The organism is Fructobacillus cardui, from assembly GCF_963580785.1.
GTDB classification, from domain to species: domain Bacteria; phylum Bacillota; class Bacilli; order Lactobacillales; family Lactobacillaceae; genus Fructobacillus; species Fructobacillus cardui.
The window spans coordinates 159,550-179,552 of the sequence record NZ_CAUZLS010000001.1 but is presented as its reverse complement, the minus strand read 5'-3'; the positions used below and the strand labels follow the sequence as shown (position 1 = coordinate 179,552).

The window sequence follows — 20,003 nt, the reverse complement described above, 5'->3', positions numbered from 1 at the left end:
GAAAGTGGCTCAACGGGTTCGATTCCTGTCATCGGCATTTTTAGTCACTTGCAGTTATAAATCATTTTGAGAAAAGACCCGTCAGGGCCTTTTTTCTTTGTTAGAATAGAGGCGCAAGTTGCCTTATTAGAGTAAAAGGAGTTTCACTTGGAAAAGACATTGATTGAAATCAAAGATCAGGCTGAGGCCGAGTTTAACCAGGAACATTACCACCAGGCAGCTGATTTATTTGTGACAGTTTACCAAGAAGAGCAAAGTTTGGCTGTTAATCGCCAATTGGTGCTGGCTTTAAAAGAGGACCAGCAATACCAACTGGCAAAAGATTACGCCACTGATTTTTTGTCGGATTATGCCCAACATGAAAATCTGTTCTTACTGTATTTTGACCTGCTTTTGCAAATACAAAACTTCGTGTCCGCCCAACAATGGACCTTGCAGAGTCCAAACCAAGCTCTGATAGAAGATTTGTTAGCACAGATTCGGGGCAGCGAAAGGAAGGCCGAAGACCAACAAGGACAGACGCTCAAGACGATTGCTCAGCATTTTTACCATCTGAGCGATGAATCAATGGTTGCCCAGCAGGAACGCTACCAACAAGCCTTTCACTTGCCCGTAGCTACTTTTGTGACGGGGGCGAAATTCTTACTGGTTGATCCCTTTGCAAGTCCATTGATGCGCAGCACGCTTTTGAGTGACTTGCAGGAGCTCGGGGAAACCGGGGGAGTCACTTATCAGTGGCTTGACCAACAGCGCTACCAAATCGATTTGCAGGCAATCTTGCCACTGTTCTCAAATCAGTCCTTTCAAAAACTGGTTGCAGCTTTAGATGACCAGGTTGGCCAAGAAGACCCAATTGCCTACCAGGCTTTGCTTGATCAGCTACGCTTAGAGGCCATGTTATTGTTCCCACGGCTAGAAGAAAGTATCTTGGATGCCACGGCCTGGGTGGATGCTGATTTGTCAGCCTTTTATCAGGAACAAGCACCGGAAGAAGAGGCCAAACAAAAGCAGGCACACGACTTGGTTTTGCAGGCATTGAGTGAACTGGCAGGGTAGTAAACCCCTTAGGAAATGGGTGTTTACAAAGATTCGAGAACTTAGTATAATAAGTGTCGGCTTAAGTGCCAGAAAAACGCAGTTTAATGGTTGCCTTTATGGCCCAGGCGTTGTAAAATATAAACATACGATTTTCTCGGGACAAAAACTGAGAGATAAAATTGGAGGAAACTACATTGGCTAAGGAAACTTACGTTCGCAATAAGCCCCACGTTAACATCGGTACGATCGGACACGTCGATCACGGAAAGACTACTTTGACTGCTGCTATCTCAAAGGTATTGGCAGAAAAAGATGGTGGAACTGCTACTGATTTCGCTGAAATCGATAACGCTCCTGAAGAAAAGGAACGTGGTATCACGATCAACACGTCTCACATCGAATATGAGACTGATACTCGTCACTACGCCCACATTGATGCCCCTGGTCACGCGGATTACGTTAAGAACATGATCACTGGTGCTGCACAAATGGATGGTGCCATCTTAGTTGTTGCCGCAACTGATGGTCCTATGCCACAAACTCGTGAGCACATCTTGTTGGCTCGCCAGGTTGGTGTTGAACATTTGGTTGTCTTCTTGAACAAGACTGACTTGGTTGACGATGAAGAATTGATCGACTTGGTTGAAATGGAAGTTCGTGAATTGCTTTCAGAATATGATTTCCCAGGCGATGACATTCCTGTTATCAAGGGTTCAGCTTTGAAGGCTTTGGAAGGTGATGAAGAACAAGCTAAGGTCATCTTGGAATTGATGGACGCTGTTGATTCATACATCCCAACTCCAGCACGTGAAGATGACAAGCCATTCTTGATGCCTGTCGAAGACGTATTTACGATTACTGGTCGTGGTACTGTTGCTTCTGGTCGTGTTGACCGTGGTGTTTTGACTACTGGTACTGAAGTTGAAATCGTTGGTTTGAAGGATGAAATCCAAAAGACTACGGTTACTGGAATCGAAATGTTCCGTAAGACTTTGGAAGAAGCTCAAGCTGGTGACAACATTGGTGCTTTGCTCCGTGGTGTTGACCGTGACCAGATCGAACGTGGTCAAGTTTTGGCTGCTCCTGGTTCAATCAAGACTCACAAGAAGTTCATGGCCGAAGTTTATGTTTTGACTAAGGACGAAGGTGGTCGTCATACACCATTCTTCACTAACTACCGTCCACAATTCTACTTCCACACCACTGATGTTACTGGTGTTGTTGAATTGCCAGCCGGTGTTGAAATGGTTATGCCTGGTGACCAAGTAACGTTCGACGTTGAATTGATCGCACCAGTTGCCATTGAAAAGGGATTGAAGTTTACTGTTCGTGAAGGTGGCCACACTGTTGGTGCCGGAACTGTTACTGAAATCGAAGAATAATTTATTATCTCTTCAAAAAAGTCCACTTTAGTGGGCTTTTTCTTTTTGCTTAAAATTGCTAGATTTAAACTAAAAACCCGCAACTGTCAGTAATTACTGAACAGCCAGCGGGCTTTTGTAAGTTTTATTTGTCTTTTTTAATACCCAAAGCCTTATCGCGAGCTTCCTTATCTTGCTTCGTATCAAGAATGGGTAGGTCGATGAGGTCTTCTAAGGGTGTATTAATGTGCTCTTCTTGGTTGACAATTCGTCCCATGAATTTTGCCTCCGTTTTTGTTGATTGGCGCTATTATACCATTTTACGAATTGATATGCTGGGACTAATCGTCTTTGCGTTCAATCAAATAGGTTAAGTCAGAATGAGTTTGGTAGCTAGCCTTATCCGTATCGTTTGTAATGGAGACGTCGAAGTTGACTGCCTGTTGGTTACGAGTTAAGTTGACAATCAAGAGACCGTCATCTTTAAGGTGGTCCCAAAGAAGGGTGATTTGTTCGTTAAGCGTTTCTCGGTTAGGAAGGGAAGTGCCAGTGTCAGAGCCATAGTCAAGAATGGCGAGGTCAAGCTTTGAAACTTTACCAATTTGTGCTTGCAGCTTGTCTTGTGTCAAAACACCGTTAATCACGTCAACGCGGTCTTGTAAACCTGCCATAAAAAGAGAAGAAGCGATTTGATTCGCATTTTCTTTCTCTTCGCTAAAGGTCAAAACTTGGCCTTGTGAGCCCACACGGCTCGATAGAAAGCGTGTGTTTAAGCCGATACCAGCAGCACCATCCACAACGAGGTTACCAGGTTCGACCGTTTCTTCAAGTGTACTTTGAATAAAATGTCGATTTGAAATTTGCATCGCGAGCTCCTTTTTCTTTTCTAATCTATAGTATACGAATTTTTACTGATTTATGCTATAATAAAGGTAGTTTTCAACAATAGTAGTGATTGCGGAGCATCAGAAAGTAAGCGGGGCTGGAAGCTTACCAACCAAAATCATGAACTCGGTTGAAACCCCTACCGGTGAAGTGGAGTAGTCGGTACGTCTTGCTGCGTTAAGGCAACTTCGAGGTTCAAGAAATTGAACAAAACGTAGGTGGTACCGCGATGACAATCGCCCTATGTTAGGCCCAAGTGGCTTAACATGGGGCGTTTTTTAGTAGATGGAGGAATAAAATGGGATACGATCACAAAGCAATTGAGAAGAAGTGGCAAAATTTTTGGGATGAGGATCAAACCTTTGTAGCACCAGATAAATCAGATAAGGAAAAGTTTTATGCTTTAGACATGTTTCCGTATCCATCTGGTCAAGGATTACATGTTGGTCACCCAGAAGGGTATACGGCCACGGATATCGTATCGCGTTTTAAGCGTGCTCGTGGCTTTAATGTTTTGCATCCAATGGGTTGGGATGCTTTTGGTTTGCCAGCCGAACAGTATGCTTTGAAGACGGGTCACAACCCCGCAACCTTTACAGACGAAAATATTCAAACCTTTAAGAACCAAGTGAAGTCATTAGGCTTCTCTTATGACTGGAACCGTGAAATTAAGACAACTGACCCTAGCTATTACAAGTGGACGCAATGGATCTTTGAAAAGCTCTATGAAATGGGCTTGGCTTATGAAGATGAAATCATGGTCAACTGGGCTCCTGATTTTCCAGGTGGTGGCTTGGTTGTTGCTAACGAAGAAGTGATTAATGGCAAGACGGAGCGTGGGGGCTACCCTGTTTACCGCAAGCCGATGAAGCAATGGGTTCTGCGGATTACGGCCTATGCGGACCGCTTGATTGATGACTTGGATGATTTGGATTGGCCTGAAGCGATTAAGGAGCAACAGCGTCATTGGATTGGCCGCTCAATCGGTTCTTCCATTCGCTTTGCGGTTGATGGACATGATGGTAAGCAGATTGAAGTCTTCTCAACTCGTCCAGATACGTTGTTTGGTGCTTCTTACCTGGTTTTGTCACCAGAACACGATTTGGTTGATCAAATCACCACTGCTGATCAAAAGGCAGCTGTAGCGACTTATCAAGAAGAAATTGCCACTAAGTCTGACTTGGAGCGAACTGATTTGAATAAAGATAAGTCAGGGGTCTTCACTGGGGCTTATGCAAAGAATCCAGTTAACGGTGAATTGTTGCCAATCTGGATTGCCGACTATGTCTTGGCTTCTTATGGAACCGGAGCCGTGATGGGTGTGCCAGCCCACGATCAGCGTGATTACGACTTTGCTAAGAAATTTGACTTGCGCATTACGCCAGTTATCGAAGGTGGCGACATTGACAAGGAAGCTTATAGTGGCGAGGGCGTTCACATTAACTCAGGCTTCGTAGATGGCTTGGGCAAGCAAGAGGCCATCGACAAGATGATTGCTTGGTTGGAAGAAAATGGTGCCGGTGAAAAGAAGGTCAACTACCGCTTGCGTGATTGGATTTTCTCTCGCCAGCGTTACTGGGGTGAACCAATCCCTGTTATTCACTGGGAAGATGGCACACAGACATTGGTCCCAGAGGATGAGTTGCCACTACGTTTGCCAGAAATGACAGAAGAGCAATTGAAGCCTTCTGGTACTGGTGAATCACCATTGGCCAATGCCAAGGACTGGCTGGAAGTCACTCGTGAAGATGGCATGAAGGGTCGTCGCGAAACCAACACCATGCCACAATGGGCTGGATCATCATGGTATTTCTTACGCTATATCGATGCAAAGAATGGCGAGGCTTTGGCCGACCCTGAAAAATTAGCTTACTGGAAGAACGTCGACTTGTACGTCGGTGGAGCAGAACACGCGGTTTTGCATCTCTTGTATGCCCGTTTCTGGAACAAGGTCTTGTATGATCTTGGCGTGGTGAAGGACAAGGAACCATTCCAAAAGTTGGTTAACCAAGGAATGATTTTGGGTGCTAACCATGAAAAGATGTCAAAGTCGAAGGGCAACGTGGTAAACCCAGATGATATCGTGAACGAATATGGGGCTGACACGCTTCGAATTTATGAAATGTTTATGGGCCCATTGACTCAGAACAAGCCATGGTCTGAAGAAGGGGTGACAGGATCTCGTCGTTGGTTAGACCGTGTTTGGCGCTTGCTCATCAATGAAGATGGTTCCATAACGGACAAGTTGACGGATAAGGCCGATGACACGCTCAAGAAGGAATACAACTTGACGGTCAAGAAGGTCACGGAAGACTTGGAAAACATGCATTTCAACACTGCCATCTCAACGTTGATGGTCTTTGTCAATGATGCTTACAAGGAAGACAAGCTTCCAGCCGCTTACATGGAAGGCTTTGTGCAAATGTTAGCACCGTTTGCACCACACTTGGCCGAAGAATTGTGGCAAAAGTTGACGGGTTCAAAGGAATCCATCACTTATGTTGCCTGGCCAACTTATGATGAAGAAGCCTTGGTCGATGATACAAAGGAAATCATCTTCCAGGTGAACGGCAAGGTCCGTTCAAAGCAGGTCTTACCAGCTGATGCCAGTCAGGACGACTTGATTGCAGCAGCAAAGGCTGATGAAATGGTTCAAAAGAACTTGGATGGCTTGGAAATCAAAAAAATTATTGCCATTCCAGGTAAGTTCGTTAATATTGTTGCGAAGTAAGAGCGAACGTGTTATCTTGGTGTTTAGCTGATTTAATCGAAACAATCCAAGAATGGCCCGTTAGGAAGACGGTTTTTTCTTCCTAATGGGATACATATTAAAGGTGATACAGGTATGACCCAGGATTTTTATAACGAACAAGAGGGTGGTCAAGAAAAAAAAGACCGGGCGCCACTTGATGACCAACATCTAACGGCTGACGAGTTGCTCGCCAAGTTAGAGCGAAATCTTCGCCCTAAAACCAAGCAAGAAAAAATTGTCGCTTTTTGGCCAAAACGGTCGCATCGACGAAAACAGAATTTGAATAATGGCGATTCGAAAGATGATTCAAAACCATTGTCTGAATCCGAAATCGAAGTAGAAGTAGAACAACCAGCAGTAACAACCAAAAAATCAGCCTGCTTTCAGCGCCGGTCAAAGCAGTCGGCCAACCAAAAAGATGGCGATGATGGTCAGCCAGTTGATGACGTAACAGCCTTGGCAGACCAAACAGTGGCTTCGTTGGGCCGGTCTGCTAGTGATGAGCAGGCTCTTGACCAAAGTCAGGGTGGCGGAAATAGTGCCTTGGTCCGCGGGTCCTTTTGGTTATCCATGGGGAACATTGTTTCTCGCCTCTTAGGAGCAGTTTATATCCTGCCATGGTTGGCCATGCTTGGTAAGGCAGCCAACCAGGGGAATGCCCTTTTTTCGCAAGGGTATAATATCTATGCGATTTTACTTTCAATTGCTACCTTTGGTTTTCCATCAGCCATTTCCAAGGTAATGGCCCAACTGATTGCTAAAAAAGATCAGAATGGTTTATGGGCCCTTACCAAACGATCACTACAAATCGGGGTAGTGCTTGGGATTATCTTTTCGACCTTGTTGTATGTTGCAGCGCCGCTCCTATCGAACGGCAATGCCCAGGTCGTCCCAGTTCTGCATTCTTTGGCACCGGCTGTCTTGGTCTTTCCAGTGATGTCGATGGTTCGTGGAATCTTCCAGGGACACCAATTGATGCACATTTCAGCCTTGTCTGATATTTGGGAACAGGTTGGTCGTGTGATTTATTTGTTGTTGGCTACTTGGATTGTCTTAAGTCATGATAGTAGCAACTGGACTGGGGCCGTTGTTCAATCAACCTTTGCCGCCTTTATCGGGGCGCTCTTCTCATTGGCCGTTTTGGGCTATGGCTGGGTGCGCTATGCGCGGTTGATTCACCCAGTTGCCGGCGTGCCGGACGAGCAAGCCGCTTTGGCACAAATGAGTGCTGCCAACCAGCAAGCAGTCGCTGAAAATCAAACAGCTGCTGACCAAACTTTGCACCGTCGTCATCAAAAAGATGATAACCAAGATCAAAAGGATCAACCAACTGGGTCAAAAGCACTATCGATGGTCATCAATATTTTGAAGGAGTCATGGCCCTTTGTCGTTATTGGTTCGTCAACGAATTTGTTCTTGTTCGTTGACCAATACAGCTTTTTCCCATTGATGAAGGCGTTTTTCCATACGAGCCTTAGTCAATTACAGATTGACTTTGCCTTGTTCTCGGCCAATCCAAATAAATTGGTGATGATTGTCATTTCTTTCGCCACAAGTATTGCGGCAACGGCCTTACCAATCTTGGCAGCCAAGAAGGCGGCTAAGCAAATTGGGGCCTTGAAGGAACAGTTAATTGCCGTCTTGCGATTGACCTCTCTAGTCTTGGTGCCATCTGCGCTTGGTATGTACGCCGTTTCAGATCCTTTGTACCGATTCTTTTACCCAATTGATCAAACGGTCCAAGCCGGGATTTACTTGCTCCAATTCTCAGCTGTTTTGACGATTATTATGTCCTTCTTTATGTTGTTGGCCTTTGTCTTACAGGCCTTGTCACACGGTAAAGAAGTGATGCGGGCCTTTGGTTATGGCTTGTTAATTAAGATTGTGATTCAGGCACCATTGATTTACCTCTTCCAGGGGATGGGGGCTTTGATTGCTACCGCGCTTGGTTTAGGTTGGTCGCTATACCTGATGATGAAGTATCTGAAGGAGAATTACCAAGTTTCGATGAGAACCATCCAGGATACCTTGCTAAAGACTTATCTATCAGCGGCCGTAATGGCCATCGTTGCTTTTTTGTTAACTTGGGTCTCAAAGACTTTCTTGCTGACGACGACAACAAAGGCTGGTGCAGGCTTAGCAACTGCTTTAGGGGTGATTGGTGGACTTGCCGTTTTGCTGGTCTTATATCGCCGTTTTGGCCTGTTAAATCAGGTCCTAGACCGTGGCCACGAGCCAGAAAAAGCCAAATAATGATTGAATTTTTAGCCAGACATTTGTCTGGCTTTTTTGTATCAAGAATCAATCTATCGTGGTCTTTGTTTTCTTTTCTTTTGTTTAGGAAATGTTGGCTACCAGGCTGAAGATACAGGCTTTCTATGATATTATGAGAGACAGTGATAAATTCTTTTTTGAAAGAGAGGCTCGCCATGCAAGCTTTAACAAAATCTTGGCGTAAGGCTGCGCTGACAAGCGCTGTTTTCGTAATCTCCGTTGGACTACAGGTTTTTGGATTGAATTATTTCTTAATCCCCAATAGTATTTTTTCTGTTGGAATTAATGGAATTTCGCAATTGCTTTCCCTGTTGGTCTTTGATGCTTGGCATTTACGGATTCCAACCGGACTGTTCTTTCTGATTTTCAATATTCCAATTGGAATTATGGGTTGGAAATTAATTGGTGGTAAGTTTACCATTCTATCCTTTATCAACGCGATGGTGGTAGCATTGGCTTTGATTTTCGTGCCAGTCCATCCTTTCACGACTCAGCCATTGCTGGCCTCACTCTTTGGTGGCCTGCTGGTTGGTTCCTCTGTTGGAATTGCTCTGCGCTATGGTTTTTCAACGGGTGGTTTTGATATTATTTCGATGGTTGTGCAAAAGCGAACTGGAAAATCAATTGGTGCCTTTAATAACGCAGTTAACTTTGTGATTGTGTTGATTGCTGGTTCCTTTATTGGTTGGCAAAATGCTTTGTACACTTTGATTGGGATTTACGCAACCGGACGGGTAATCGATGCGATTTATACTGGTTACCAAAAGCTCACGGCTTTGATTGTCACGAGTCGGGGACCGGAAGTCATCGATGCTTTGCACCGTGACTTGATTCGTGGCATTACCATTTTGCCATCAGAAGGGGCTTATACGAAGCGGGAGTCAACAACGCTGATGATGGTGCTCTCCCGTTTTGAACTGTTTGAAATGCAGGAAACTGTTCGCCAGGTCGACCCAAAGGCCTTTATTAACTTCTTGTCAACGGTTTCCGTTGCGGGTGAGTTTTGGGATGCCGACCGGCAATTACAAATGAAGAAGTCAATGGGACCAAAAGCGGTCACGATTGACGCCCAATTGGAGGCTGAACAACAGTTAGCCGATCAGTTGGATCAACTAAAAGATGAGGACTAAATTCTCATCTTTTTATAATTTAATGTTCGGGAATTTTTATTGCTAAATGAGAAAAAACCGAGTACAATTATCAATAATAATTTAAGAGAAATTTACAGATATATCGCTGGAAAATGGCCAGCAGTCTCTACCGCGCCCCAAAAGTCGTGACTATCCGTGAATGCGAATCAAGGTTTTTTTGAGGGAGCATTTTGCGGAGCTGTGGTAGCTGCAAAGTGCTCTTTTTTGGTCTATATTGTAAGCAGGATGGTGAGGAGAATCATGGCAGAATTTAAGATTAAAAATAAGTTCGTCCCAATGGGTTTGACCTTTGACGATATGAAAATGGTCGCCCCAAAACAAGACGAAATTTCAGTTGATGCCGTTTCTTTGGAAACGGAATTGACGCCTACGCTCAAGCTGAAGATTCCTTTGCTATCAGCCGCAATGGATACTGTCACAGAAGCGAATTTTGCCATTACCCTGGCACAGTTTGGTGGATTGGGCGTTGTTCATAAAAATATGACGATTGCTGACCAAGCAGGTGAAATCAAGAAGGTGAAGGAACACCAAGTTGATTTGAATCAATTCCCTAACGCAGCTTTGGATGCCAAGGGTCACTTGATTGTTGCCGGTGCCGTTGGGGTAACCAATGATACGGTCGACCGTGCTGGTGCAATGGTTGATGCTGGTGCCGATGCCATTATCTTGGATTCTGCTCACGGCCAATCAGAAGGTGTTTTGCGTAAGGTGCGCGAAGTCAAGGATGCCTTCCCTGACGTTAACATCATTGCTGGTAATATTGCCACTGAAGGTGCTGCTTCTGATTTATACGATGCCGGTGCTGATGTCGTGAAAGTTGGAATCGGACCTGGATCAATCTGTACAACACGTGTTGTTGCGGGAATTGGTGTGCCACAGTTGTCTGCCATTCGTGATGCTGCTAAGGAAGCTAAGCGTCGTGGTAAGGCAATCATTGCCGATGGCGGTGCTAAGACACCCGATGACATCATGAAGGCGATTGCCATGGGTGGTAACGCTGTGATGCTCGGATCAATGTTCTCAGGCACAAAGGAAACTCCTGGGGAAGTCTTCGAAGACAACGGCCAGAAGTTTAAGTTCTATCGTGGCATGGGCTCCATTGCTGCCATGGAAAATGGTTCAAAGGACCGCTACTTCCAGGGAGAAGTGAACGAAGCCAAGAAGATGGTGCCAGAAGGAATTGAAGCACGAGTTGCCTACAAGGGCACTTTGGCTGATATTTTGATGCCAATCTTGGACCACTTGCGCAAGGAAATGGCCGAAAGGGGCGTGCACAATGTGCCAGAAGCCATTGACCAAGCCGAAAACGTTGAGAAGACCACTGACGTCTTTGACTACCAGGCTTCTTTGTAATTTTTACGAACACAAACTTTTGATCGGGAGAAATTATGACTGACATGAATACACGACACGGCTTGGGTTACGACGAAACCCTTTTGGTCCCAGCAGCTTCAAATGTTTTGCCACACTTGGTCGACTTGAAGACGCATTTGGGCGCATTGGCTATGAAAAACCCGTTGGCAGCTGCAGCAATTAATCCAGCTGCTGATCAACAAGAAGTCGTTTTGGCTGTGGCTCAATCTGGTGGATTGGGCTTGGTTGCTGCTAGTGAAGCTGTTGCAGACCAGGTGGCTGCCGTTGAAGCTGTGCGTGCCGCAACTGTTGATTTGGACAAGAACCCACAGACTTTGGTAACTGAAGATGGTCACGTGGCCGTTGGTGCTGAAATCTGGTTGGCCGCTGACGTGAAGGAACGTGCATTAGCATTGGTTGGCGCTGGTGTTTCTGCTTTGTTCCTCTACTTAAATGATGATTTGACGGCTGATATTGCCGCTGAAATTAAGGACTTGAAGGCGGCCTTGAGCCACGTTACTTTGGCTGTTGGAACCATTGAAGATCCTGCAGTTGCTAAGGAACTCTTCGACTTGGGTGTCGATGCCGTGATTGCTGGCCGTTCAGTTCATTCTGACTGGCCTGATGACATTCACTACCCATTCTTGACGACTGTGATGGGCATTGCTGAAGTGGCAGACCCAATGGATAAGACGGTTATCGCTCAGGGCGGTATTCATTATTCAGGTGATGTTGTTAAGGCCTTGGCTGGTGGTGCTGATTTGGTCATGGTCTCTGATTACCTTGCCAAAGAAGACGTCGCTGAAGACGCGGTTTTCCAAATTGATGGTGGTTTACGGGCCGGAATGGGGTATACTGGTTCACATACGGTTGCTGATTTAAAAGAGTCCGCACAATTCGTTCAAATCACGGATAACGGCTTGAAGGAATCACATCCTCATGATGTGGAAATCACCAAAAAAGCGCCAAATTACGTTGAACAGGAAAGAGACTAAGCCATGACCACAGGTAATGACAAAATCTTAGTATTGGACTACGGGTCCCAATACAACCAATTGATTACGCGACGCGTTCGAGAACTCGGCGTTTTCTCTGAATTGAAGTCATCAAAGATGACGATTGATGAAATTAAGGAATACAACCCTAAGGCAATTATCCTTTCGGGTGGTCCAAAATCAGTTTATGATGACGATGCTTATCCAATTGACCCTGAAGTATTCAAGTTGGGGATTCCCGTCTTGGGTGTTTGTTACGGGATGCAATTGATGGCCCAACATTTGGGTGGTAAAGTCGAAGCCAACCCAGGTAATGGGGAATTTGGTCAGACTGTTATCAAGCAGACTGCTCCTTCAAAGCTCTTTGCTGGTACGCCAGAAGAGCAAGTTGTCTTGATGTCACACTCAGACAACGTCACAAAGTTGCCTGACAACTTTGTTGTGGCTGCTGGTTCTGAAAAGACGCCAATTGCAGCGATTGCTAATGATGATGACTGTCTGTACGGTGTTCAATTCCACTCCGAAACAACGTTGTCTGAACACGGTAAGGAAATCATTAAAAACTTTGTCATCAACATTGCTGGAGCAGACGCTTCTTGGACAATGGCTGGTTTCATTGATGAACAAATTGAGAAGATTCGCGCCGAAGTTGGTGACAAGAAGGTCTTGCTTGGTTTGTCAGGTGGGGTTGACTCATCTGTTGTTGGTGTCTTGTTACAAAAGGCCATTGGCGACCAATTGACTTGTATCTTTGTTGACCATGGCTTGTTGCGTAAGAACGAAGCACAACAAGTGATGGACATGTTGGGTGGCAAGTTTGGCTTGAACATCATCAAGGTTGATGCACAGGATCGTTTCTTGTCAAAGCTTGCTGGTGTTACTGACCCAGAACAAAAGCGTAAGATTATCGGTAACGAATTTATCGAAGTCTTCAACGATGAAGCGATTAAGTTGAAGGACGTTGACTTCTTGGCCCAGGGAACGTTGTACACGGATGTGATTGAATCTGGCACGGATACAGCCCAAACAATTAAGTCACACCACAACGTTGGTGGTTTGCCTGAAGAAATGAACTTTACTTTGATCGAACCTTTGAACAAGTTGTTCAAGGATGAAGTTCGTGCCTTAGGTGAAGAGCTGCAAATGGACCACGAGTTGGTCTGGCGTCAACCATTCCCAGGACCAGGTCTTGGTATCCGAATCATGGGTGAAATCACTGAGGACCGGTTGGAAACTGTCCGTGAATCCGACTTTATCTTGCGCGATGAAATCGCCAAGGCCGGTTTGGAAGGTGACGTTTGGCAGTACTTCACTGTCTTGACAAACAACAAGTCTGTTGGTGTCATGGGTGATTACCGTACGTACGAATACACGATTGCCGTCCGTGCCATTACTTCTGTTGATGGTATGACAGCGGACTTTGCCCGCTTGCCATGGGATGTGTTGCAAAAGGTTTCTTCACGAATCGTCAACGAAGTGGATCACATCAATCGCGTCGTGTATGACATTACCGCTAAGCCACCTGCAACGGTTGAATGGGAATAAATTACAAGTTATCGCTTAAGGTGAAAAGTTTGAGTTAATGGCATTTTAGGCAAAGCGAAATAAATAAAGTTTACTTGTTTTGTTGCCAATATTCTGTTAAATTTTAAGGCCAGCTCAGAGAAATCTGAACTGGCTTTTGTAGTTGATATAAAAAATATGTTGATAGGGAGCTGAAAGAAATTGGCTATCTAAGAAACAAATAAACAGTATAAGAAATTGTTAATTCAGGAACAGTAAAGGCAAGAGAGGGAACGCAATCAAAAATAGTGTCACCATGTAAAATCAGTTATTAATAATCCGAAGTCTTGTTTATTTCGTGCCCTAGATATTTTGATAGCATATATTGATATTTAAGTTTGTTGATTGTACACTAAAATTTCAGATGGTATCTTTGAGCTACGGACGACAGGATCCAATATTCAGCGTGGTTTGTACTTTCTGCTGATGGTTCGCATTATGTGATTACGCACGGATCTACGAAGAAGACCCAGAAGACACCTGTGCGCCTGATCTTAATCATGCGAAAGAGCTTAGGAAAGAATACTATGATAATTTGGGAAATAAATAACATGGCAAAGAACATTTCTTTTGACGATTATCTCGCCGAACAACTTAAAGACCCTGAATTCAAGGCAGGCTTTGATGCTGAATCTGCCAAACTTGAGAGCGCAGTAGCGTTGATGAACGAACGTGAACGGGCTGGCTTGACTCAACGGGAACTGGCAGAGCGTGCAGATGTACCGCAATCAACGATTGCAAGAATTGAACACGGCCAGAATACTAGCTTTGATACTATGAGCAAAATTGCTTCTGTGCTTGGTAAGAAACTTAAAGTGGAATTTATGTAAGTTTATTCATGATATGAACAGCAAATGTCAGTGCTGACTTTGATTTGCATTTTTGAAAATTTTGACATGTTATTTTAGAGCTGATGATTTTCAGTATTTTCTTATCTGCCCTGCCATGTCCCGTCAACTAAAAACAAAAAGACGAACCATGCTTCACAATCGGTCATGCTGACCAGGTTAGTGTTGACGGGTTCGTCTTTTTTATTAGGGAAATGGCTATTATTAGGACGGCTTCATATTGAGCCATTCAAAGAAGTAAATCAGTGATACGTTCTTATTTTGTAACTGGTTAATCGTTATTGGAAAAGGTGCCAGAGTGTAGTTATTGGTTTGAACTAAATCAATTAACTGGGGAACTAGTCCCTGATTTTGAATGACAATCTGGTAAGAGCCTGCGGGAAGGGGTTGCTTCAGGATAAATTCATCCGCTTTTCCTGTTAAGGTCCAAACATGGGCACTTTGAAGGCTTTGGAGTGTGATAGTCATGGTTTGTTTGGCTTGAATTTAAACCGAGAAAGTATTAGCGGGTTTGGGCAAATTAACTTGCTGTTCAAGCGTTGTACCGGGACTAGTGGTTGTTGCTTGGGCGTGGTATTGGACCGAAAGTTGGCTCCGTTGGGCGGCCACAGCAATGGTGGACAGTGAGTAGGACTGCAGGAAGATAGCATAGATGGTAATGGTTGCCGAAATGAGAAAGGTGACACGAGGCCAGCGCTTTTGTCTTTTAACATCGGTAACCTTTTGTCGACGGGTGACAGGGGCTGGTAAAGCGGCTAGAAGGAGGAAAAGAGCCGGTAGGATAATTTGCCCATAACGTGATTCAGCTTCCCAAAAGATAACATGGAAGGCCAGATAGCCCAAGGCGGTTAAAACAGCTAGCAGAGCTAGTTGGTCTTTTTGACGATGAAAGCGTGGTCGCCAGCATAGCAGAGGGAGGCTAACCGTGAAAAAGAGAATGATCGAAGCGACAACGTAGCCGATTTTAATGGCTTTTTGATAAAGGCAATGTGGTCTTGATACCATTTTGGAGCCGATTCAAAGCCACCGTTATATCAGTCTTGGACGGCGCTGACGTCTAATAAAATCGTTAATTTTTTCAACCAGAGTTCACTGAGACCCAGTGGTCCGAGCGTTTGGATTCGATGAACAATTTGTTGGCTATCATATTGCCGACGGGCAGTGGTGTTAGCTAGGCTGATATCCTTTTCGACGTCTTAGTCATTGTACATGCCATCTTCACTCTTATCGAGCCCCATTAAGACCCAATGGCTAGCACACTATGTGGCTGATAGGAGCTGGCATGGTCAATTAAGAGGGTGGCTGGCATCGCTAGGGCCATCCCCAAGCTGAGAAAAAGAATGAAGCATAACAGTTGTTTTTTTGTCCGTTCTTTCTTGATGGCTAAAATCTCTTGATGGCTAAAATCAGTAGTGTTAAGAATCCAGCAGGTAACAGGACAATCATATTCGGCTTCATCAGCATGCCCAGCAGTGCTGTGGCAGTGAGTCCCAGGCTGATTTTAACTTTGGCCCTGGTAGTGCTAGCTTTTGGCCAGCGCCATAAAAATCTGAAAATAACCAGGACGGCCAACATGGCTGACAAATCAGAATCAGCACCTGGCCGACAACCATTAACGTGAGGGCTAGGTAGGTGATAGTTCTGATTTGGCGGATGCTCAAGCGGTTGGAAAAAGGTCGCAGGTAGTAGCTTGCTATCAGGAACAAGATGGTGGTGTTGACAATGGCGAGCGATGTTTGTGAACTAAAACTACCGGTACTACCAATAATGAGGCAGAGGGCAAGTAGGACAGCCAAAAGGGAATAGGGCCTGTGGCCTTTGGATGTGATTAACATGGTGCTGGCGATACCTTTCGTGTTGACTAAATTGAGATCGATTAGTTATTTGTTTATGTATGGGCAGCGTCTCGCTTGCATCATAAAAAAATGCGAAGGACGCTGACAGAGTTACTGTGGTTCACCGATAAAAAATCAGGAAGTGTACTGTTTGCGTTTAGACTAATTTTTACTTGGTAAAGCGCGCGCTTGTCGTCGGGTTAAAAAGGCAGTCGCAGCTTGGTGGAGGCGGTCGCGATAACCTTCTAGGCACAACCAAAAGCCAGTCGCTAAGAGTAAGCTAGCGACAACGTCTGATGGGTAGTGGTCACGCAGGTAAAAACGTGAAAAGGCAACTATAATAATCCAAGTGCAGGCAGGAATAATCATGTAGTAGCGGTTATCCACTGGAATCTTTGGCAAAACGACCATCAGCAGGCAAATGACAAAAATTGTCGTACAAAATGTGTGGCCACTGGGGAAGCTAAATCCGGTATCGGCAATGATTTGATGGCTGGGCCTAGGCCTAGCGACAGTCATCTTGATGATTTCAGTCAGTGCGGAACCGCCGAACTGGAGTAAAATAATCCAACAAGCTAGGAAGTGGTCTTTTTTGTAGAAAACGTAGCCAGCCAGTAGGACGGTCAGTGTAATCACCACGAGTGGGCTGCCCAGGTCGGCTACGACGGTAAAAAAAGCGGTATTCGTGGGTGTCATTAATTTGGCCGTGCTTTGGCTAATCGTTGAATCGAAATTCGTGATGGCCGTTGAGTCGGTCAAAACTCCGAGCACCAGAATGGCAAAGGCTAGAATAAGGGCGAAACTGAAGAGTGTTTTTTGTTTATTTTTCATCGTATTTCCTCCAAAGCGTATATCAAATAGTTTAGTTGGCATATGCATCTTGAACTACTTATGAAAAATAAGGCCAAGCTTAATTTTTTTCAGAATGGGACAGGCGAGCTGGTCGGTAAACAGTCTGTGAAATGGGGCGATAACTGGTTTAATGGTGACAGTAAGAGATCGTAACATGACGTGAAATCGATTAAATTCCAAATTAGGTCAAGAAAAATCAACCTTTTATTGGACTAAAAAAGCCACCCAAAGGGGTGGCAAAGGAATGATACCAATGTGAATCAATGATTACGAATGGTCGCTTTGGCCGGTAGTATCAATAGCACTCGGCAATAGAAGGGTGAAGATTGTTCCACCAGTCGGATTATCGGCTACGGACAAATGCCCGTGAATCAGGTCAACGAACTGCTTGGTAATGGCCAGGCCAAGGCCGGTTCCGGGGATGGAGCCACGGACATCGTCACTGCGATAAAAATGCTCAAAAATATGTGCCTTATCGGCCTCTGGAATACCCAAGCCCTGGTCCATCACCGTGAGGGACACGGAAGCATTTTCCTTATTCGCAAGCGTAACGACAATTGGGTCTGAGGGTTTTGAATACTTGCTAGCATTTTGAATCAAATTGTGCAGAATCTGCTCGAGGGCCTCCAAGTTGGTCTGCGCCATCAAGTTGGGTTCTAGCTGTAAAATCAGTTTTTGAGGAATTGGTTTTTCTAACGGTTGCATGATTTCGCTGACAGCCGTAGTGACATTCATCCTCGTTAATGCCAATGACAGCGTTTCAACGCGCAGAATGGCCAGTAGGTCTTCGATAATTTGTTGCATTGCTCGTGATTCTTTAGTGATGTAGGTCACTGATTTTTCAATAATTTCTGGATGGTCAGCACCGTGACGGTCGATTAATTGTGCATGACTCTTGATGGTAGCAATCGGCGTGCGCAGTTCATGGGCAGCATTCATGACAAAGAGCTTCTGTTGGTCTTGCCGCTGGTTGAGAAGGGCAAGCAAGTGGTTGAAGTCTTGGGCAAGCTCCGTCACTTCGGTGGGTTGGCTAGGAACAGGAAGTTGAATCAGCCCAGATTGTTCTGCTTGGTGAATCACTTGGGTGCTAGTTGACAGGTCGGTGAGCGGGTCCGTTAATCTGGCGGTTAACCGACGAATGTAGATGGGGGCGAGAACCAGAGTGACGGCGAGCAAAATGGCTGAGACTTCAATTACACGCATTAAGATGGAGAGTTGTGGACCGATATTTTGCCATAGGGTGTAGTAAATGCCATTGGAAGAAACAAAGCGTCGGTAGAGAAAGCCAAAGCCTGGCCGATAATACAAGTTATTGATAAAGGGCACTTTAATCATCTTCTTTTGCAAGAGGTCATCGGCTCGCGGTGAGAAGTAATATCTGGCTTCAGCATCTTGGCGCAGGTTATGGACGTAAATATAACTATGGTTAATGTCCACGGTACTGTTTTTTCGCCAATCATCCCAATCATGGTCGCTATCAATCTCATTTTTCTTCAGACTGGCGGTAATCTGCCAGGTCGAGAGTTTGACATCGTTTAGGAGCTTATGGCCTACGCCAAAAATCATCATCATGCTAAAAGAGATGGTGATGACGATAATCATTTTGATTTGGCTGCGGAGCATGATGCTGGCGCTGGATTGTTTATTTTTCTTTGGTCTTTTAGTTTTGAGCAATGGTGGGATACCTTCCTTGACTTTGTATCTTGGAAAATCAGTTATTGGGAGCCGCGGTTATGGGTAAGCCAAATCAGTTGTCCGCAGCATCGGCTATTGCTGTACCAATTAATCAGCTATTAGAAACGTTGGCCGAAAGCATATAGCCCGTACCACGAATGGTATGGATCAGCTTTGGCTGGTCTTCATTCTGGTCGAGTTTATTGCGGAGATTTTTTATGTAGACATCGAGGATGTTTGGTTGGCCTTCGAAGTCAACCCCCCAGACGGTGTCTAAGAGGTAATCGCGGGTGCAGGGCTCATTTTCATGATTCATCAGCACAACCAAAAGGTCGAACTCCCTTTGAGTGAGGGGGATGATAATGCCGTTTTCCGAGACTCTTTTTTTCTTGATATTGACAATTAAATCAGCAACCCGCAATTCCTGATTTTCCTCAAGAAGTCGTTGGCCGTGGCGCTTGGCGATTTCAATTCGTGCCAGGAGTTCTTCTGTTTCAAAGGGTTTAGTGATATAGTCATCGGCACCGTTGGTCAGGCCGGCCAACTTATCACCAATGTAGTCTCTGGCCGTGAGCATAATAATCTGGACATCGCTTTCCTTGCGGATTTTGCGTAAAACGCTAAAGCCATCTAGGCGTGGAAGCATCCAATCTAAGATGATTACGTCAAATTGATCTGGTTGGTTATTAAAAATTTTCAGGGCTTCCAGGCCATCGTGAGCTTGGGTCACTTGGATGCCTTCTAGCTGAAATTCGGTGGAGAGGGAATCGGCCAAGCCTTCCTCATCTTCGACAAGTAGTAATCTGGTCTCCATTTGTCTCTTTCCTTCATAAAATGGGTTTTGATTTTAGTTCTAGGATACCGCGACTTGGTTCTTTTCGATACTAATCTTAACTAATTGCTTTCTGAAATTTTTTCAGAAAAGAAATGCTGGTTATGAACTAAAATCGGCCAAAAGGCCTACAGGAGTGTGGTAAGATGAACGTAACAGATGAGAAAGGGTTAACTAATTCTGATTTGGCCCTAAGGAGAGTTGGATGAAGCAATTTTTACTTGTTTTGAAAAAAAGGCAAGGAGTTGTCACGGTCGTGGTTGGACTATTAGCAGTCTTGCTGGCTGGACTGGCCTACCAAAAGATTAGGTACCAACAAGCCCACCTATCGGGGAGTTATCGGGATATGAGTGCGCAGGTGACGATGACCTTTAAGGGTGATCAAACAACGATTTATTCAGACGGTCAAAAGACGATGACGGTTAAGTACCGGCTGAAGGGTAATAAATTAACCCTTGAAGGAAACGATGGGGAAACATCGAAAGCCACGGTTACTAAGAACCACCGGATTTTTATTAGCGACGTGACGGGCGCAACCTATCAAAAGCAAAGTTAAATTAATGCCAGCCATTAGGCTGGGATTTTTATTT

At 44.9% G+C, this 20,003-nt stretch carries 17 protein-coding genes and 1 riboswitch; of the genes, 10 read left to right on the top strand and 7 right to left on the bottom strand.

Annotated elements, in window-relative coordinates:
• Nucleotides 1–147 precede the first annotated feature (147 nt).
• Nucleotides 148–1,056 carry a type I restriction endonuclease subunit R gene (locus AABI20_RS00950; protein ID WP_338346529.1) on the top strand — a complete coding sequence of 303 codons (909 nt, stop codon included), beginning with the start codon at nucleotides 148–150 and terminating at the stop codon, nucleotides 1,054–1,056.
• A 176-nt stretch (nucleotides 1,057–1,232) separates the two neighbouring features.
• Nucleotides 1,233–2,420, top strand: coding sequence for an elongation factor Tu (gene tuf, locus AABI20_RS00945; protein ID WP_047974241.1), 1,188 nt, complete (start codon nucleotides 1,233–1,235; stop codon nucleotides 2,418–2,420).
• A gap of 124 nt (nucleotides 2,421–2,544) precedes the next feature.
• Here the strand turns inward: tuf and AABI20_RS00940 are convergent, their stop codons facing one another.
• The gene (locus AABI20_RS00940; protein WP_255360177.1) at nucleotides 2,545–2,676 is read right to left on the bottom strand and encodes a hypothetical protein; all 132 of its coding nucleotides are present in this window, start codon (nucleotides 2,674–2,676) and stop codon (nucleotides 2,545–2,547) included.
• A gap of 64 nt (nucleotides 2,677–2,740) precedes the next feature.
• Complete coding sequence (locus AABI20_RS00935) at nucleotides 2,741–3,265, bottom strand: hypothetical protein (protein ID WP_053068884.1); 525 nt, start codon at nucleotides 3,263–3,265, stop codon at nucleotides 2,741–2,743.
• Between the two features lie 317 nt (nucleotides 3,266–3,582).
• On the opposite strand from AABI20_RS00935, the gene leuS reads away from it, so the two are divergent.
• The 7 genes from leuS to AABI20_RS00900 all read left to right on the top strand — a co-directional run bounded on the left by leuS (nucleotide 3,583) and on the right by AABI20_RS00900 (nucleotide 14,202).
• Complete coding sequence (gene leuS / locus AABI20_RS00930) at nucleotides 3,583–6,015, top strand: leucine--tRNA ligase (protein WP_338346528.1); 2,433 nt, start codon at nucleotides 3,583–3,585, stop codon at nucleotides 6,013–6,015.
• A 114-nt stretch (nucleotides 6,016–6,129) separates the two neighbouring features.
• Entirely contained in the window at nucleotides 6,130–8,289 is a 2,160-nt protein-coding gene (locus AABI20_RS00925; protein WP_338346527.1) for a putative polysaccharide biosynthesis protein, read from the top strand.
• A 176-nt stretch (nucleotides 8,290–8,465) separates the two neighbouring features.
• Entirely contained in the window at nucleotides 8,466–9,440 is a 975-nt protein-coding gene (locus AABI20_RS00920) for a YitT family protein (RefSeq protein ID WP_047974244.1), read from the top strand.
• Between the two features lie 76 nt (nucleotides 9,441–9,516).
• Nucleotides 9,517–9,613: riboswitch (purine riboswitch) on the top strand.
• 88 nt (nucleotides 9,614–9,701) lie between these two features.
• Complete coding sequence (gene guaB / locus AABI20_RS00915; protein WP_152666205.1) at nucleotides 9,702–10,814, top strand: IMP dehydrogenase; 1,113 nt, start codon at nucleotides 9,702–9,704, stop codon at nucleotides 10,812–10,814.
• 35 nt (nucleotides 10,815–10,849) lie between these two features.
• Entirely contained in the window at nucleotides 10,850–11,809 is a 960-nt protein-coding gene (locus tag AABI20_RS00910; RefSeq protein WP_047974246.1) for an IMP dehydrogenase, read from the top strand.
• 3 nt (nucleotides 11,810–11,812) lie between these two features.
• The gene (guaA, locus tag AABI20_RS00905) at nucleotides 11,813–13,354 is read left to right on the top strand and encodes a glutamine-hydrolyzing GMP synthase (protein WP_288846038.1); all 1,542 of its coding nucleotides are present in this window, start codon (nucleotides 11,813–11,815) and stop codon (nucleotides 13,352–13,354) included.
• 569 nt (nucleotides 13,355–13,923) lie between these two features.
• Nucleotides 13,924–14,202 (top strand): helix-turn-helix domain-containing protein, encoded by a 279-nt coding sequence (locus AABI20_RS00900; RefSeq protein WP_338346526.1) that lies wholly within the window; start codon nucleotides 13,924–13,926, stop codon nucleotides 14,200–14,202.
• 222 nt (nucleotides 14,203–14,424) lie between these two features.
• Here the strand turns inward: AABI20_RS00900 and AABI20_RS00895 are convergent, their stop codons facing one another.
• The 5 genes from AABI20_RS00895 to AABI20_RS00875 form a co-directional block, all read right to left on the bottom strand.
• A complete protein-coding gene (locus tag AABI20_RS00895) occupies nucleotides 14,425–14,688 on the bottom strand; it encodes a hypothetical protein (RefSeq protein ID WP_338346525.1) in 264 nt (87 codons plus the stop codon).
• A gap of 18 nt (nucleotides 14,689–14,706) precedes the next feature.
• On the bottom strand, nucleotides 14,707–15,225 hold the full coding sequence (locus tag AABI20_RS00890) for a hypothetical protein (protein WP_053068886.1): 519 nt from the start codon (nucleotides 15,223–15,225) through the stop codon (nucleotides 14,707–14,709).
• Nucleotides 15,226–16,217: 992 nt separating this feature from the next.
• Nucleotides 16,218–16,886, bottom strand: a complete 669-nt coding sequence (locus AABI20_RS00885) for a phosphatase PAP2 family protein (protein WP_338346524.1) — start codon at nucleotides 16,884–16,886, stop codon at nucleotides 16,218–16,220.
• 288 nt (nucleotides 16,887–17,174) lie between these two features.
• Nucleotides 17,175–18,509, bottom strand: a complete 1,335-nt coding sequence (locus AABI20_RS00880; protein ID WP_338346523.1) for a sensor histidine kinase — start codon at nucleotides 18,507–18,509, stop codon at nucleotides 17,175–17,177.
• Nucleotides 18,510–18,693: 184 nt separating this feature from the next.
• Complete coding sequence (locus AABI20_RS00875) at nucleotides 18,694–19,395, bottom strand: response regulator transcription factor (RefSeq protein ID WP_338346522.1); 702 nt, start codon at nucleotides 19,393–19,395, stop codon at nucleotides 18,694–18,696.
• Between the two features lie 223 nt (nucleotides 19,396–19,618).
• Here AABI20_RS00875 and AABI20_RS00870 point away from each other — a divergent pair, with 223 nt between their 5' ends.
• Nucleotides 19,619–19,969: a hypothetical protein gene (locus AABI20_RS00870; RefSeq protein WP_047974252.1), complete on the top strand. Its 351-nt coding sequence runs from the start codon at nucleotides 19,619–19,621 to the stop codon at nucleotides 19,967–19,969.
• The last annotated feature ends 34 nt before the right edge of the window (nucleotides 19,970–20,003 follow it).

Bases quoted from the DNA above. Each gene is read 5' to 3' on its own strand.
- AABI20_RS00875 (WP_338346522.1), bottom strand. From the start codon at position 19,395: ATGGAGACCAGATTACTACTTGTCGAAGATGAGGAAGGCTTGGCCGAT.
- AABI20_RS00900 (WP_338346526.1), top strand. From the start codon at position 13,924: ATGGCAAAGAACATTTCTTTTGACGATTATCTCGCCGAACAACTTAAA.
- AABI20_RS00885 (WP_338346524.1), bottom strand. From the start codon at position 16,886: ATGAAAAATAAACAAAAAACACTCTTCAGTTTCGCCCTTATTCTAGCC.
- guaA (WP_288846038.1), top strand. From the start codon at position 11,813: ATGACCACAGGTAATGACAAAATCTTAGTATTGGACTACGGGTCCCAA.
- AABI20_RS00925 (WP_338346527.1), top strand. From the start codon at position 6,130: ATGACCCAGGATTTTTATAACGAACAAGAGGGTGGTCAAGAAAAAAAA.
- AABI20_RS00870 (WP_047974252.1), top strand. From the start codon at position 19,619: ATGAAGCAATTTTTACTTGTTTTGAAAAAAAGGCAAGGAGTTGTCACG.
- AABI20_RS00940 (WP_255360177.1), bottom strand. From the start codon at position 2,676: ATGGGACGAATTGTCAACCAAGAAGAGCACATTAATACACCCTTAGAA.
- AABI20_RS00935 (WP_053068884.1), bottom strand. From the start codon at position 3,265: ATGCAAATTTCAAATCGACATTTTATTCAAAGTACACTTGAAGAAACG.
- leuS (WP_338346528.1), top strand. From the start codon at position 3,583: ATGGGATACGATCACAAAGCAATTGAGAAGAAGTGGCAAAATTTTTGG.
- guaB (WP_152666205.1), top strand. From the start codon at position 9,702: ATGGCAGAATTTAAGATTAAAAATAAGTTCGTCCCAATGGGTTTGACC.
- AABI20_RS00890 (WP_053068886.1), bottom strand. From the start codon at position 15,225: ATGGTATCAAGACCACATTGCCTTTATCAAAAAGCCATTAAAATCGGC.
- AABI20_RS00910 (WP_047974246.1), top strand. From the start codon at position 10,850: ATGACTGACATGAATACACGACACGGCTTGGGTTACGACGAAACCCTT.
- AABI20_RS00920 (WP_047974244.1), top strand. From the start codon at position 8,466: ATGCAAGCTTTAACAAAATCTTGGCGTAAGGCTGCGCTGACAAGCGCT.
- AABI20_RS00895 (WP_338346525.1), bottom strand. From the start codon at position 14,688: ATGACTATCACACTCCAAAGCCTTCAAAGTGCCCATGTTTGGACCTTA.
- AABI20_RS00880 (WP_338346523.1), bottom strand. From the start codon at position 18,509: ATGATTATCGTCATCACCATCTCTTTTAGCATGATGATGATTTTTGGC.